This window comes from Streptomyces lanatus, assembly GCF_014655715.1.
Classification (GTDB): domain Bacteria; phylum Actinomycetota; class Actinomycetes; order Streptomycetales; family Streptomycetaceae; genus Streptomyces; species Streptomyces lanatus.
In genome coordinates this window covers 283703-298177 of record NZ_BNBM01000001.1, presented here as the reverse complement: position 1 = coordinate 298177, position 14475 = coordinate 283703, and the positions used below count along the sequence as shown (strand labels likewise).

Genomic DNA, 14475 nt, shown 5'->3' with positions numbered 1-14475 from the left:
CCCGTGCGGCAGAGCATGGCCACGCTGTTGTGGCGGGCCGGGATCGCGGGCGCCCTCATCACCCTCGTCGGCCTGCTGCCCTGGCTCTCGCACACCGACCCGGCGCTCACCGTCCTCAAGGCACGCTCGGCGGACCGCGACCCCAGCCCCGAGGTGCTCGCGGACATTCGGGCCCAACTCGGCCTGGACCACGGTCCGTTCCACCTGCTCGGCGACTGGCTGAGCGGACTCTGGCACGGGGACGCCGGCCGGTCCTGGATCTCCGGCACCGAGGTCGCGCCCGCGGTGCTCCAGGCCCTGGGCGTCTCCCTGCTGCTGATGGCGGTGGCGATCGCGGTGGCCGCCGCCACCGCCGCGCTGATCTGCGCGCGCACCCTGTGGCTCGGCGCACGGCGGCGGCTCGACGGCCGGCGCGCCGCGGGTACCGGCTCCGCCGTCCTCGCCGCACTGCCGGAGTTCCTCACGGCGTCCGTGCTCGCGACGGTCGTAGGCGTACAGCTCGGCTGGCTGCCCGCCCTCGGCTGGTACGGCTTCCAGTGGACGATCCTGCCCGCCCTCGCCCTAGGCCTGCCCGCCGGTGCCGTCCTCGGCCGGCTCCTGGACGACCTGCTGCCCGGCGCCTTCGCCGAACCCTGGGCGCTCGCCGCCACCGCACGCGGACTGCCCGGCCGCACCGTCGCCCGCCAGGCCCTGCGCCGCTGTCTGCCCGGACTGCTGCCCAACACCGGCCTGTTCGTCGTCGGCATCACCGGCGGAGCGGTCGCCGTCGAGCAGATCTACGACATCCCCGGCCTCGGCCGCACCACTCTCCAGGCCGCCCTCGCCCAGGACCTGCCCGTCCTCCAGGCCGGCACCCTCGCCCTGGTCCTCCTCGCCGCGATCGCCGCCGCCCTGGCCCACCTCCTCACCCGCCTCCTCATCGGCCCGGCCCTGCGCGACGGCGCCCTGCCGTCCCTGCACCGCCCGACCCCGCCCGCCCGCCGATTCCTGCCCTTCGTCCTCGGCGGCCTGCTCCTCGCCGTGATCGGCCTCGGCCTGCCCCGCGACCCGCTGGCCCTCGACACGGCCCAGCGACTCACGGCCCCCTCCCCGGCCCACCCGTTCGGCACCGACGCCTTGGGCAGGGACATCCTCGCCCGCGTCGGCCACGGTGCCCTGGACACGCTGCTGCTGGCGGTGGCCATCACCGCCGTCACCCTCCTCACCGGCCTGGCCCTCGGCCTGCTGCCCCGGCTGTCCGGGCCGCTCGTCGACACGGTCACCGCGCTGCCGCCGGTCCTCGTCGCCCTGCTCGTCACCGCGGTCGCGGGCAGCGGAAGCACCACGCCCGCGCTCGCCGTGGCCGCCGTCGCCTGGACGCCGCTCGCCGCCCACACCTCGGCACTGCTACGGCAGGAACGCGCGGCCCTCCACCTCACCGCGACCCGAGCCCTGGGCGCCGGCCCCTGGTACCTCCTGCGCCACGAACTGCTCCCCGCGGTCGTACCCCCGGTCACCCGCCACGCGTTGCTCCGCCTCCCCGGCATCGCCCTGGCCCTCGCCTCGTTGGCCTTCCTCGGCCTGGGCGCCCAGCCACCGTCTCCTGAATGGGGCCTGCTCTTCGCCGAGAACCAGCCCTACGCCGAACGCGCCCCCTGGGCGGTGCTCGCCCCCGCCGCCGTACTCGCCCTGCTGGGCGCGCTGGCGGTGACGGCGGCGGGAGGACTGCGGCGCAGCAAGCGTGCGGCCGAGCGGGAGGAGACGGACGTACCCGAACACCGGCCGGAGGTAAGGAAGCTGGTGGCCACCCGATGACGCCACTGGTAGTCGCAGGCCTCCGCGGGCGGAAAACATCCCTCTCGCCCCTCCTCCGCCTCCTCATCCTCACCCAACTCGCCTTCAACATCGGCTTCTTCGCGGTCCTGCCCTTCCTCTCCGAGCACCTGGGACAGGCCGTCGGCATGGCGGGGTGGCTCGTCGGATTCGTGCTGGGACTGCGCACGTTCAGCCAGCAGGGGCTGTTCGTGGTGGGCGGGGCCCTGGCAGATCGCTATGGCATCCGCCCGGTGGTCCTGACCGGCTGCGTTCTGCGCATCGCCGGATTCGTGTGGCTCGGGTACGCACGCGAGACATGGGCGGTCATCGGGGCGGTTCTGCTGATCGGCTTCGCCGCGGCCCTGTTCTCACCGGCGGTGGAGTCCGAGGTCGCCCGCCAGGCCGTGCTGTGGGAGGAGGCGGGCGGCGGCTCCCGCACCCACGTCCTCGCCCTGCTCACGGTGGCCGGACAGGCGGGCGCGTTCATCGGCCCGCTGCTCGGCGCGCTCCTGCTTTCGGTGGACTTCCGCACGGTCTGCCTGGCCGGTGCCGGGATCTTCGTCCTGGTGCTCGCCGGGCACGCGTGGCTGCTGCCGCAGCACATACCCGGGCGGGGAGGTGTCCGGCTGCGCGGCGGCATGGGGAAGCTGCTGCGCAACCCCCGCTTCCTCGCGCTGTGCTGCGCCTACGGGGCCTACCTGCTCGCCTACAACCAGCTCTACCTCGCCCTCCCCGAGGAGGTGGAGCGCGCCACGGGCTCCCAGGCGGCGCTCGCCTGGCTGTTCGCCCTGTCCTCACTGCTGGTGGTGCTCGCCCAGCTCCCCGTCACCCGCTGGGTGGGGGAGCGGCTCACCCTGCGCCGGTCCATGGTGGCCGGCCTGCTCCTGATCTCGACGGGCTTCACCCTCGTCGCCGCGGCCCGCCCCGCCCACTGGACCGGCACCGCCGGCCTGTTGCCCGCGGCCGGCTTCGTCATCCTGCTCACCCTCGGCCAGATGCTCGTCGCCCCGGTCGCCCGCGCCTGGATCCCCGACCTCGCCGAGGAGGGCCGCCTCGGCCTCTACACCGGCGCCCTGTCTTCGATCTCCGGCCTGATCGTCCTCATCGGCAGCTCGGCGACGGGAACCCTCCTGGACACCGGCTTGCCCACAGCCGTTCCGTGGTTGGTGCTGGCGGTTGTGCCGTTGGCGGCGGTTGGGGTGCTGCCGCGTCGGTAGGGGTCGTGGTGTGGGCGTGCGGGTGGAGGTTGTTCAGGTGGCGGGCAGGCCGGGCGGCAGCGGCCCGCGGGGGGGCAGGGAGTTGTGCGACCAGCCAGGACGTAGCCGTTCCGTGGCTGGTGTCGGCGGCTGTGCCGCTCGCGGCGATCAGGGCGCTGCCGCGTCGGTAGGGTTCACGGTGTGGATGTTCAGGTGGAGATCGTCAGGGAGGCGAGCGCGGAACTCGTGGCTGCCTTCGGCCGGCTGCTGCCGCAGCTCTCCCGGACCGCCGAGGGTCTCGACCTCGTGGCGGTCGACCGGATCCTTCAGTGCGAGGCGAGCACTGTGCTCGTGGCCCGGGCGGGCGGCGAGATCGTCGGCACCCTGACCCTGGTGATGTTCCCCGTGCCCTCGGGGTTGCGCGCCCGGATCGAGGACGTGGTCGTCGACAATGCCGCGCGCGGCCGCGGAGTCGCGGGATCGCTGATGCGTGAGGCGGTCCGGCTGGGCCGGGAGGCGGGTGCGCGGACCGTCGACCTCACCTCGCGGCCGGACCGGGCCGCGGCGAACAGGCTGTACGAGCGGCTGGGGTTCGCCGTGCGGGAGTCCACGGTGTACCGGATGCCCCTCGACGGCTGACCACTCAGGACGCCACCAGCTCCCGCACCTTCGGCACCGAGACCCGTGTCGTGCGTGACGTCCGGTACAGCCACATGATGTCGCGGCCGAACGACCAGACCAGCGCCGCCAGCGCCGTCGCCGCCACCGCGAACGTCGCCGCGTACGGCAGGTAGCCCGACGCGGCCAGCAGCAGGAACACGCCCTGCATCGCGGCGACCGTCTTGCGGGCCGTGCTCGGGGGGAGCGGGGCGTTCAGCCAGGGCCAGACGCGGGCCGCGGCGACGAAGCCGTAGCGCATGGCGCCGATGAGGAGGACCCAGGGGCCCAGCGACATGGAGACGTACACGCTCAGGACCAGGATCAGGAACGCGTCGACCTCCATGTCGAAGCGCGCACCGAGGGCCGTCGACGTGCCCGTGCGGCGCGCCACCTTGCCGTCCACGCCGTCGAGGATCAGCGCGACCGCCGTCAGGCCGACGAAGAGCGTGACGGGCGGCGAGCTCTGGAAGAAGGAGTCCGCGACCAGTGCCGTGACGCCGCCGACCAGCGTCGCCCGGCCGAGGGTGACCCGGTTGGCCGGGCCGAAGGAGCGCAGCCCGGACCGGTGCAGGGCCAGGGAGAGCATCGCCCAGGTGGCCGCGGCGAAGACGAGGCCGGTCAGCCAGCCCGCCGGCCCGAGGCCGATCGCCGATCCGAGCAGGGCCAGCAACAGGATCTGCACGCCCGCTCCCACAGCGGTCTCCTGCTGGACCAGCCTCGCGTCGTAAGTGTTGTTCAGGGCCACCGCACATTCCTCCGGCCGGATGACAGAGTCGATCAAGGCCGCGTACTGTGCGCGACCTGTGCACACTCCCGTACGTGCACAGCTTCACGATCGTTCAGGAGGATCCAGATGAACCGCACCGCACGCGCGTTCTGGCTCAGCTCTCCGGGTGAAGGAGAGATCCGGGAGGCGGTCCTTCCGGAGCCGGGCGAGGGCGATGTGGTGGTGCGGTCGCTGTACTCCGGGGTCAGCCGGGGCACCGAGACACTCGTGTTCCGCGGCGGGGTCCCCGAGAGCCAGCACGCGGCCATGCGGGCACCGTTCCAGGAGGGCGAGTTCCCCGCCCCGGTGAAGTACGGCTATCTGAGCGTCGGGGTGGTGGAGGAGGGCCCGTCCTCGCTCGTCGGCCGTACCGTCTTCTGCCTGCATCCGCATCAGACGCGGTACGTCGTCCCCGCCAGCGCCGTCACCGTCGTACCGGAATCCGTCCCCGCCGAACGAGCCGTCCTCGCCGGCACCGTCGAGACCGCCGTCAACGCCCTCTGGGACGCCGCGCCGCTGGTCGGCGACCGGATCGCCGTCGTCGGCGGCGGCATGATCGGCTGCTCGGTGGCCGCGCTGCTGGCCCGCTTCCCCGGCGTACGGCTCCAGTTGGTCGACGCCGACCCGGGCCGGGCGGCCGTCGCCGAGGCCCTCGGCGTCGGATTCGCCACGCCCGGCGACGCGCTCGGCGAGTGCGACCTCGTCGTCCACGCCAGCGCAACCGAACAGGGCCTCGCCCGGTCCCTCGAACTGCTCAGGGCCGAAGGCACCGTCCTCGAACTCAGCTGGTACGGCGACCGGCACATCACCCTCCCGCTCGGCGAGGCCTTCCACTCCCGGCGGCTCACCCTCCGCAGCAGCCAGGTCGGCACCGTCTCCCCGGCCCGCCGCGCCACCCGCAGCTACGCCGACCGGCTCGCCCTCGCCCTCGACCTGCTCGCCGACCCGGCGCTCGACGCGCTCGTCACGGGGGAGAGCGCTTTCGAGGAACTCCCGGACGTGCTGCCCAAGCTCGCGTCCGGGGAGATCCCGGCCCTCTGTCACCGCGTCAGGTACACGGACACCCCCTGACGGACTCGTTCATTCCCGGACGACAAGAGCGCCTGACCTGAGAAAAGAGTGAGAGACGGCTGAACACGGGGAAGCGACTAGCCGTACTACTCGACATCCCCGGCAGCGATCAGCGGGGATGAGGAACGCACCGCACCTGGAGGGTGTCCGTTGTTCAGCATCACCGTCCGCGATCACATCATGATCGCCCACAGCTTCCGCGGCGACGTCTTCGGACCCGCGCAGCGCCTGCATGGAGCGACGTTCCTGGTGGACGCAACGTTCCGGCGCGAGCAGCTGGACGACGACAACATCGTCGTCGACATCGGACTGGCCACGCGCGAACTGGGTGCCGTCGTCGGCGAGCTGAACTACAGAAACCTCGACAACGAACCCGACTTCGCGAGGATCAACACCTCCACGGAGTTCCTGGCGAAGGTCATCGCCGACCGGCTCGCCGAGCGGATCGAGAAGGGCGCGCTGGGCGAGGGCGCCAAGGGCCTCGCCGGTCTCACCGTCACGCTGCACGAGTCGCATGTCGCGTGGGCGAGTTACGAGCGTGCGCTGTGACGGACGTGACGCTGGAAAAGAACGTGGCCCTGGACAAGAGCGTGGCTCTGGACAAGAGCGTCGCCCTGGACAAGGCGGAGAAGGTGTCGCTCGGGTTCGTGCCCGTGCAGCACTCCGTCCTGAAGCACGCCGAGATCATCCCCATGTCCCTGTGCTCCGTGCACTTCGTGCTGCCGGGCGGCGTCGACGACCTGGCCGCGCCGAGCGGCGGCAACGCCTACGACCGTCGGGTGTGTCTGGACCTGCCCGGCTTCGGCTGGCAGGTGCACAAGCACGCGGTGGACGGCGGCTGGCCCCGCCCCGGCGCCGAGGCCCGTGCCGAACTCGCCCGTACGCTGCGGGAGTTCCCGGACGGCACGGTCGTCCTGCTGGACGGGCTGGTCGCGTGCGGCGTCCCCGAGATCATCGTGCCGGAGGCCGAGCGGCTGCGGCTCGCGGTCCTCGTCCACCTCCCGCTCGGCGACGAGACGGGTCTGGAGCCCGCCGTCGCCGCGGACCTGGACGCCCGGGAACGCACGGTGCTGCGAGCCGTCGACGCGGTCATCGCCACCAGCGACTGGGCCGTGCGCCGCCTCGTCTCCCATCACGGCCTCGCCCCCGAGCGCGTCCATGTCGCCGCCCCCGGCGCCGACATCGCGCCCCTCGCCGCGGGCACCGACGGTGTGTCCCGCCTGCTGTGCGTGGCCGCCGTGACACCGCGCAAGGGACAGCACCGGCTGGTCGAGGCGCTGGCGGCGGTGACCGATCTGCCGTGGAGCTGCGTCTGCGTGGGCGGGCTGAACCAGGACCCCGGGTACGTGGCCGAACTGCGGTCCCTCATAGCGAAGCACGGCCTTCAGGACCGGCTGATCCTGGCGGGCCCGCAGGCCGGCGCCGAACTCGACGCCAGCTACAACACGGCCGACCTGATGGTGCTCACCTCCTACGCCGAGACGTACGGCATGGCGGTGACCGAGGCGCTCGCGCGCGGCATCCCCGTGCTCGCGACCGACGTCGGGGGACTGCCCGAGGCGGTCGGCCGCGCCCCCGACGGCGGTGTCCCCGGCATCCTCGTCCCGCCGGAGAACCCCGCCGCCATCGCCGTCGAACTGCGCGGCTGGTTCGGCGAGGCGGACGTACGACGCCGGCTGAAGGCGGCGGCCCGGGCCCGCCGAGCCGCACTGAACGGCTGGGCAGGCACGGCCCGCAGCCTGGCCTCGGTACTGGGCCGACTGCCGAACGAACCCCGGAGGGCGGCATGAGGAATTCGGCGACGACACGGAACGGGGGCACGATCCCCGCCCAGCCGGGGCCCCGGGACGCCACGGACTCGACGCGGCGGGGGACGGAGGGGGCTTCGGGCGACGGGGCGTCCGAAAGCGGGATCGTTTCAGCGGAGGGTGACATGAGTGGAGTGTCCGTACCGGCGGCCGGTGACGCGGACGCCGTGATTCTCGGGGCCGGTCCCACCGCCAACCCCGGTGAGCGGGCCACCGTACGGCTCAGGGACGCCGGGCCCGACGACCCGCCGCGCTACGCCCCCGAATGGCTGGAGCTGCGCGAGGGCGCAGACGCCGCAGCGCGGGCGCACGATCTGCTCGACCCGCTGCGGATCCGGCTCGCCAACCGGCCGGGCCGGGCCGGCGGACTGGTCATCCACGACCTGGGCTGCGGCACCGGCTCCATGGGCCGTTGGCTCGCGCCCCACCTCGACGGCGCCCAGCACTGGGTCCTGCACGACCGCGACCCCTACCTCCTGCACTTCGCCGCCGTCGCCTCCCCGCGCTCCTCCGCCGACGGCAGCCGCGTCACGGTCGAGACCCGCCGCGGTGACGTCGGCCGCCTCACCCCGGACGCCCTTCTCGGCGCCTCCCTGGTGACCGCGTCCGCACTGCTCGACGTCCTCACCCGCGAGGAGATCGACACCCTCGCCGCCGCCTGCGTGGGCGCGGGCTGCCCGGCGCTGCTCACGCTCTCCGTCGCCGGGCGCGTCGAACTCACCCCGTCCGACCCGCTGGACCAGGAGATCGCCGAGGCGTTCAACGCCCATCAGCGGCGCGCGGGTCTGCTGGGCCCCGACGCCGTCACCGCGGCGGCCGAGGCCTTCTCCGAGCAGGGTGCGACCGTCCAGGTCCATCCCAGCCCCTGGCGGCTCGGCCCCGGCGAGTCGGCGCTCACCGCCCAGTGGCTGCGCGGCTGGGTCGGCGCGGCGGTGGAGGAACGCCCCGAACTGCGCGAGCGCGCCGACCGCTATCTGACCGAACGGCTCGCCGCCTGCCAGGCCGGCGAACTGCGCGTCGTGGTCCACCACAGCGACCTGCTCGCACTGGTCCGGCCGACGGGCGGGGCGTCATGAGCGTGGAGACGGTGGCGAGGACGCACGCCGCGGTACGTCGGGACGACGTCGCCCCGGCCGCCATCAGCGTGAGCGCCCCCGTCTCCCCCTCCCGCATCGGCGTCATCGTCACCCGACCCCGCACCGAACAGGCTCGGCCCCGCTCGTTCCTCTCCCGCCTCAACACCCCGGCCTTCCGTACCCACCTCGGCACGGCCGTCGGCGTCGTCATCCTCGTCGCGCTGTTCTGGCGGCTCGGGACCGGTGTCTTCCTCGACGGGCTGCGGCGGATCGATGTGCCGGCGCTGCTCGGGGCCGTCGGGATCGGGTTCGTCACCACCGTGTTCAGCGCCTGGCGCTGGCAGTTGGTGGCGCGCGGGCTGCGGATCCGACTGCCGCTGTGGCCGGCGGTCGCCGACTACTACCGGGCCCTGTTCCTCAACGCGGCCCTCCCCGGCGGTGTCCTCGGCGATGTCCACCGGGCCGTGCGGCACGGGCAGAGCGCCGGTGACATGGGGCGCGGGGTGCGTGCGGTGGTGCTGGAGCGGACCGCCGGCCAGGTCGCTCTCGCGGCCGTCGGCGCCGTCGTACTGCTCACCATGCCGTCACCGGTGCTGAATCAGGCCCGCGACATCACGCCGCTCATCCTGTTCGCCACCGTGGGCGCGCTCGCCGTCGTGACCGCCGTACGCATGAACCGGGCGCCGTCGCGCCGGGACCGGAAGCCGTCGGCGCTGCGTACGACGCTCGGCGAGGCCCGCGAGGCGCTGCTGTCCCGCCGTAACGGGCCCGGCGTCGCCGTCTCCTCCGTGCTCGTGCTCGCCGGGCACCTCGGGATGTTCGTGCTGGCCGCGCGGATCGCCGGCTCCGACGCCTCCGTCGCGGCGCTGCTGCCGCTCGCCGTGCTCGCGCTGCTGGCCATGGGTCTGCCGCTGAACATCGGCGGGTTCGGGCCCCGGGAGGGCGTCACCGCCTGGGCGTTCGCCGCCGCGGGACTGGGCGCGACCACCGGACTGGCCGTCGCCGTCATCTACGGCGTGCTCAGCTTCGTGGCCGCCCTGCCGGGCCTAGTCGTCCTGGTCGTCCGCTGGTACGCCGGGCTGCGCAAGGGCACCGGATCCGCCGCGACCATGGCGGACCCGGAACCCAGCGGCTATTTTCAGGCGTCCGCCGTGTCCGCTTCGGAATCGTCCGCGGAGGTCAGCAGTGACACATACGCGCCGAAGGAATCCGCGAGGCTCGCCAGCAGCCCCTTGCCCTTTTCTGCGGAACCCAGCGAAGGACGCCCGATGACACCGGAATCGGTATAGGCGGACATACCGAGGGTCAACAGATGACGACGGTCGTCCGCGACGAAATCGGAAGTCTCATATCCCGGCCGGATCAATTCGGGATGAGCGTGCAGAAGGATGGAGGTCTCGATTTCCCCCGCATGCATGTCGGTGAGCAGCGAGGTCACCACCCCCGCCCGCTCCCGCGCCGCCTCCCAGTCCTCCGGGGCCGGGAACAGCGCCATTCGCTCACCACGAGCGGAGGACTCCTGAACGACGTTGCCCAATACGTAGTTTCCGCCGTGCCCGTTGACCAGCACCAGGGCGTCGACGCCGGACCGGCGGAGCGAAGCCGCGATGTCCCGTATCACCGCATGAAGGGTCACGGAGGAGATGCTGACGGTCCCCGGCCACGCCGCGTGCTCGTGCGAACAGGCGATCGTCACCGGCGGAAGGAGGTGCACCGGGTGTGCGGCGGCGATCTCACGCGCGATGGCACAGGCCACCAGCGTGTCGGTCGCCAGCGGAAGGTACGGACCGTGCTGCTCGAAGCTTCCCACGGGAAGGACCGCCACCTGTCGTGAGACGCCCGCGCCCCGCGTCCGTACGTCTTCTGTGGTGTCCGTCGGAACCAGCGAGTGTTCCACCGGCCGCGTTTGCGAACCACTCATCTTTTCACGGCCTTTCGTCTCTGCTTAGGATCTGAAGAATCATGACAGAAAAAATTGGCGTCCTCGGCAAGAAGTCCGCACCGCGGACGCAGCGTTCCGGTGTGGAACGCGTGGTGAATGCCCCGCTGCCCACCGTGTACGGAGAATTCCGCGCGATCGGTTACATGGACCACGACCGCGGTGATGAGCAAGTGGCCCTCGTGTACGGCGAGATCGGCACCGAAGGCGTGCTCACCCGGCTGCACTCCGAGTGCCTCACCGGTGATGCCTTCGGCTCCCAGCACTGCGAGTGCGGCGACCAGCTCGCCTCCGCGCTGCGCGCGGTCGTCGCGGAGGGCTCCGGCATCGTCGTCTATCTGCGGGGCCACGAGGGCCGCGGCATCGGCCTGCTCGCCAAGCTGCGCGCGATGGCCCTCCAGGCGGAGGGCCTGGACACCGTCGAGGCCAACCTCGCGCTCGGTCTGCCGGTGGACGCCCGCGACTACGGCGTCGCCGCGGGGATGCTGCACGACCTGGGCGTGAACTCGGTCCGCCTCCTGTCCAACAATCCGCGCAAGCGGGAGGCGCTGGTGCGGCACGGCATAGAGGTCGCCGAGCAGGTGCCGCTGCTGATCCCGCCGTGCGAGAACAACATCACGTATCTGCGGACGAAGCGGGAACGGCTCGATCATCATCTGCCCCATCTGGACGCCGTGGCCCATCTGTCCTGAGAATGGGTTGTGGATCGTCTGCGAGTGCGTCGTGGCTGGTCGCGCCCACGCGGCGGAGCCGCATACCGACACCGCCCCGCGCCCCTTGAGGGGCGCTTCAGGAAGGTGGGCTCGTGAACTCGCGTGCCAGCGTCGTCGTCATCGGTGGCGGTGTGATGGGCACCAGCATCGCCTACCATCTCGCCCGCGCGGGCGTACGGGACGTCGTCCTCGTCGAGCGGGACGAACTGGCCTCCGGCTCCACCTCCAAGGCGGCCGGCGGGGTGCGGGCGCAGTTCTCCGACGAGCTCAACATCCAGCTCGGGGCGCGCAGCCTCCAGGCGTTCGCCCGGTTCGGGCTGGAGATGGGCCATGACATCGGGCTGCACCGGGTCGGCTATCTGTTCCTGCTGTCGACGCCCGAGGAGGTCGCCGGGTTCGAGGCGAGCGTCCGGCTGCAGAACTCCCTCGGGGTGCCCAGCCGGATGATCGACCTGGCCGAGGCCCAGCGGCTGTCCCCGCTGATCACCACCGACGGACTGCTGGCGGCCGCGTTCTCCCCGGACGACGGCCACTGCACCCCCGAGTCCGTCGTCCAGGGCTACGCCTCCGCCGCCCGCCAGTACGGGGCGCGGATCTTACGCCACAACCACGTCACCGGCATCGAACTGCACGGCGACCGCATCACCGCCGTCACCACGACCCTCACCCGCATCACCACCGACACGGTGATCTGCGCGGCCGGCCCCTGGTCGCGGGCGATCGGCGCGATGGTCGGCGTGGACCTGCCCGTGGTGCCGCTGCGCCGCCAGATCGCGGTCACCGAGCCGGTCGCGGGACTGCCGTCGCGGCTGCCCATGACGATCGACTTCACCTCCAGCCTCTACTTCCACACCGAGGGCCCCGGCCTCCTCCTCGGCATGTCCGACCCCGACGAACGCCCCGGCTTCGCCACCGACACCCACGACCGCTGGATTCCCCGGCTGGCCGCGGCCATGCAGCACCGTGCCCCCGCCCTGCTCGACCTGCGCCGCACCGGAGGCTGGGCCGGCCTGTACGAGGTCACCCCGGACCACAACGCGCTCATCGGCGAGGCGACTTCCGTCTCCCGCTTCCTGTACGCCACCGGCTTCTCGGGCCACGGTTTTCTCCAGGGCCCGGCCGTCGGCGAGGTCGTCCGCGACCTGTACCTCGGCCGCGTACCCTTCGTGGACGTCAGCCCGCTCAGCGCCGGCCGGTTCGCGGCCGACGCCCCGCGCCCGGAGGCCAACCGCGTATGACCGAGCTCCATCTGTGGCTGCGCCACGAGGTCCGTTCCACCGAGCGACGCACACCCCTCGTGCCGTCCGACGCGCGGCGGCTCGTGGAGAGCGGGGTGACGCTGACCGTCGAGGAGTCACCGCAGCGGATCTTCCCCGTCGAGGAGTACGAGGCGGCCGGCTGCCGTATCGCGCCCGCGGGTTCCTGGGTGTCGGCGCCCTCGACGGCCGTGGTGCTCGGCCTGAAGGAACTCCCGGAGGAGCCGGCGGAGCTGACGCACCGGCACATCTACTTCGGGCACGCCTACAAGGGGCAGCCCGGTGCCGAGGCCCTGCTCGGGCGGTTCGCGGCCGGGGGCGGGACACTGCTCGACCTGGAGTACCTGGTGGACGACAACGGCCGCCGGCTCGCCGCCTTCGGCTTCTGGGCCGGCTATCTCGGCGCCGCCCTCGCCGTCCTCCAGCACCGGGGCAGACTCGTCACCCCGCTGACGCCCTCGTCGAAGGACGAACTGGACGAGGCCCTCCGGCCCGACACGGGCGACGAGGAGTTCACGGCCCTGGTCATCGGCGCCCTCGGCCGCAGCGGACGGGGCGCGCGCGTCGCGTTCGGCACCGCCGGCGTCGAGGCGATGCCCTGGGACCTCGACGAGACCCGGGAACTGGACCGGCCCGCGCTGCTGGCGCACGACGTGCTGGTCAACGCCGTCCTCGCCACCACCCCCATCCCGCCCTTCCTGCGCGACCAGGACCTCGACGACCCCGCCCGCAGGCTGCGCACCCTCTGCGACGTCACCGTCGACGTCGGCTCGCCCCTGAACGTCCTGCCGGTCTACGACCGCACCACCGACTGGACCGAACCGGTACGCCGGCTGCGCAAGGAACCCCCGCTGGACCTCATCGCCATCGACAACCTGCCCTCCCTGCTGCCCCGCGAGTCCAGCACCGACTTCTCCTCGGCGCTGCTGCTCCAGCTGCTGGAGTTCGAGACGGGCGGGCCGTGGGGGCGCTGCCGTGACCGCTTCCACCAGGCGTGCCGTGAACTCGGCGTCGTAGAAGGGGAGTTCCGCAATGTCTGACAGATCCGAGCGGGTCGCGTCGAGCGGTACCGTCCACTGGGTCGGGGCCGGCCTGTCCACCGGCAGCGGTCTGACCCGGGTGTGCGACACGGCCGACCGGGTACGGCTGTGGCACCGCACCGAGGACCGGGCCGCCGACGCCCTGGACCGACTCGGCCTCACCGGACGGGCCGAGCCCCGCGCCTACACCCTCCCCGCGCTCACCGCCGAACTGACGCCCGGCGACATCGTCGTATCGATGCTGCCCGCGCCGGAACACGCCGGGATCCTGGCGGCCTGCGTCGGCCGCGAGGCCCACTTCGCCTGCTCCAGCTATGTGTCCGACGCGGTCCTCGCCCAGGTCCCCGCGGCCACGGCCGCCGGGCTCGTCGTCCTCACCGAGGCCGGCCTCGACCCGGGCATCGACCACCTCTTCGCGCACTGCCTGATCGGCCGGGCCCGGGCAGCCGTCGGCGACGACACGGGCGCCTCGTACAGCCTCACCTCCTACTGCGGCGGAGTCCCCGCCGTCCCGAACGACTTCAGGTACCGCTTCAGCTGGGCGCCCGCAGGTGTCCTCAACGCCCTGCGCGCACCGGCCCGTTACATCGAGGACGGTGCCGAGGCGGTCGCCGAGCGGCCGTGGGAGGTGACGCGGCGGCATGTCGTGGACGGGGAGGCGTTCGAGGTCTACCCCAACCGCGACAGCGTGCCCTTCGTCGAGCAGTACGGGCTGCCGCCCGCCTGGAAGGCGCAGGCGTTCGTGCGCGGCACGCTGCGGCTGGAGGGCTGGCTGCGTGCCTGGGAGGCTGTCTTCGAGGAGCTGAAGGCAGGCGACGACGCCCGGATCGCCGCGCTTGCCGGGGAGTTGGCGGCGGCGTACCCCACCACGGACGCCGACCGTGACCGCGTGGTCCTCGCCGTGTCGCTGGACGTACGGGCCGACGGGCGGTCGTGGTCCGGCAGCTATCTGCTGGACCTGGTGGGCGACGAGGAGGAGAGCGCGATGGCCCGCTGTGTCTCGCGCCCGCTCGCCCTCGGTGTCCGTCACATCCTCGACGGCTCCCTGCCGGCGGGCCTGAACCGCGCCGCGGAGACGGCGGCCCGCTCGGAGGAGTGGCTGCGTGAACTCGCCCTGGAGGGAGTGGAGTTCACGCTGCGCGTGGACCAATGACGC

13 protein-coding genes and 1 pseudogene are annotated in these 14475 nt (G+C 72.6%); 12 read left to right on the top strand and 2 right to left on the bottom strand.

What is annotated here, in order from left to right:
• The first annotated feature begins 15 nt into the window (after positions 1-15).
• The 3 genes from IE325_RS01330 (at position 16) to IE325_RS01320 (ending at position 3629) form a co-directional block, all read left to right on the top strand.
• Positions 16-1794 (top strand): ABC transporter permease subunit, encoded by a 1779-nt coding sequence (locus IE325_RS01330; protein ID WP_190067759.1) that lies wholly within the window; start codon positions 16-18, stop codon positions 1792-1794.
• A complete protein-coding gene (locus tag IE325_RS01325) occupies positions 1791-3011 on the top strand; it encodes an MDR family MFS transporter (RefSeq protein ID WP_190067758.1) in 1221 nt (406 codons plus the stop codon). The genes IE325_RS01330 and IE325_RS01325 overlap by 4 nt, the downstream gene beginning before the upstream one ends.
• A 180-nt stretch (positions 3012-3191) precedes the next feature.
• Positions 3192-3629: a GNAT family N-acetyltransferase gene (locus IE325_RS01320; protein ID WP_190067757.1), complete on the top strand. Its 438-nt coding sequence runs from the start codon at positions 3192-3194 to the stop codon at positions 3627-3629.
• A 4-nt stretch (positions 3630-3633) separates the two neighbouring features.
• Here IE325_RS01320 and IE325_RS01315 read toward each other — a convergent pair whose 3' ends face one another.
• Entirely contained in the window at positions 3634-4395 is a 762-nt protein-coding gene (locus IE325_RS01315; protein WP_190067756.1) for a CDP-alcohol phosphatidyltransferase family protein, read from the bottom strand.
• A gap of 108 nt (positions 4396-4503) precedes the next feature.
• On the opposite strand from IE325_RS01315, the gene IE325_RS01310 reads away from it, so the two are divergent.
• From IE325_RS01310 to IE325_RS45900, 5 genes and pseudogenes are all read left to right on the top strand, one after another.
• The gene (locus IE325_RS01310; protein WP_190067755.1) at positions 4504-5487 is read left to right on the top strand and encodes a zinc-dependent alcohol dehydrogenase; all 984 of its coding nucleotides are present in this window, start codon (positions 4504-4506) and stop codon (positions 5485-5487) included.
• Positions 5488-5637: 150 nt separating this feature from the next.
• Positions 5638-6036 carry a 6-pyruvoyl trahydropterin synthase family protein gene (locus IE325_RS01305; RefSeq protein WP_190067754.1) on the top strand — a complete coding sequence of 133 codons (399 nt, stop codon included), beginning with the start codon at positions 5638-5640 and terminating at the stop codon, positions 6034-6036.
• Positions 6037-6083: 47 nt separating this feature from the next.
• The gene (locus tag IE325_RS01300; protein WP_373315092.1) at positions 6084-7277 is read left to right on the top strand and encodes a glycosyltransferase family 4 protein; all 1194 of its coding nucleotides are present in this window, start codon (positions 6084-6086) and stop codon (positions 7275-7277) included.
• A gap of 143 nt (positions 7278-7420) precedes the next feature.
• Complete coding sequence (locus IE325_RS01295) at positions 7421-8371, top strand: class I SAM-dependent methyltransferase (protein ID WP_373315065.1); 951 nt, start codon at positions 7421-7423, stop codon at positions 8369-8371.
• Positions 8368-9354, top strand: a pseudogene (locus IE325_RS45900) (lysylphosphatidylglycerol synthase transmembrane domain-containing protein); the annotation flags it as partial. The gene IE325_RS01295 and the pseudogene IE325_RS45900, both read left to right, overlap by 4 nt.
• Before the next feature lie 155 nt (positions 9355-9509).
• Here IE325_RS45900 and IE325_RS01290 read toward each other — a convergent pair.
• On the bottom strand, positions 9510-10292 hold the full coding sequence (locus IE325_RS01290) for a creatininase family protein (RefSeq protein ID WP_190067751.1): 783 nt from the start codon (positions 10290-10292) through the stop codon (positions 9510-9512).
• A gap of 41 nt (positions 10293-10333) precedes the next feature.
• Between IE325_RS01290 and ribA the strand changes: the two genes are divergently transcribed.
• The 4 genes from ribA (at position 10334) to IE325_RS01270 (ending at position 14472) form a co-directional block, all read left to right on the top strand.
• Positions 10334-11002, top strand: a complete 669-nt coding sequence (gene ribA, locus IE325_RS01285; protein WP_190067750.1) for a GTP cyclohydrolase II — start codon at positions 10334-10336, stop codon at positions 11000-11002.
• Between the two features lie 113 nt (positions 11003-11115).
• Complete coding sequence (locus tag IE325_RS01280) at positions 11116-12261, top strand: NAD(P)/FAD-dependent oxidoreductase (RefSeq protein WP_190067749.1); 1146 nt, start codon at positions 11116-11118, stop codon at positions 12259-12261.
• Positions 12258-13319, top strand: coding sequence for a saccharopine dehydrogenase (locus IE325_RS01275; RefSeq protein WP_190067748.1), 1062 nt, complete (start codon positions 12258-12260; stop codon positions 13317-13319). Before IE325_RS01280 ends, IE325_RS01275 begins: the two co-directional genes overlap by 4 nt.
• A complete protein-coding gene (locus IE325_RS01270; protein WP_190067747.1) occupies positions 13312-14472 on the top strand; it encodes a saccharopine dehydrogenase family protein in 1161 nt (386 codons plus the stop codon). Before IE325_RS01275 ends, IE325_RS01270 begins: the two co-directional genes overlap by 8 nt.
• Positions 14473-14475 lie beyond the last annotated feature (3 nt).

Coding starts and splice junctions, on each gene's coding strand:
- IE325_RS01330 (WP_190067759.1), top strand. CDS start 16: ATGGCCACGCTGTTGTGGCGGGCCGGGATCGCGGGCGCCCTCATCACC.
- IE325_RS01325 (WP_190067758.1), top strand. CDS start 1,791: ATGACGCCACTGGTAGTCGCAGGCCTCCGCGGGCGGAAAACATCCCTC.
- IE325_RS01310 (WP_190067755.1), top strand. CDS start 4,504: ATGAACCGCACCGCACGCGCGTTCTGGCTCAGCTCTCCGGGTGAAGGA.
- IE325_RS01295 (WP_373315065.1), top strand. CDS start 7,421: ATGAGTGGAGTGTCCGTACCGGCGGCCGGTGACGCGGACGCCGTGATT.
- IE325_RS01290 (WP_190067751.1), bottom strand. CDS start 10,292: ATGAGTGGTTCGCAAACGCGGCCGGTGGAACACTCGCTGGTTCCGACG.
- ribA (WP_190067750.1), top strand. CDS start 10,334: ATGACAGAAAAAATTGGCGTCCTCGGCAAGAAGTCCGCACCGCGGACG.
- IE325_RS01275 (WP_190067748.1), top strand. CDS start 12,258: ATGACCGAGCTCCATCTGTGGCTGCGCCACGAGGTCCGTTCCACCGAG.
- IE325_RS01270 (WP_190067747.1), top strand. CDS start 13,312: ATGTCTGACAGATCCGAGCGGGTCGCGTCGAGCGGTACCGTCCACTGG.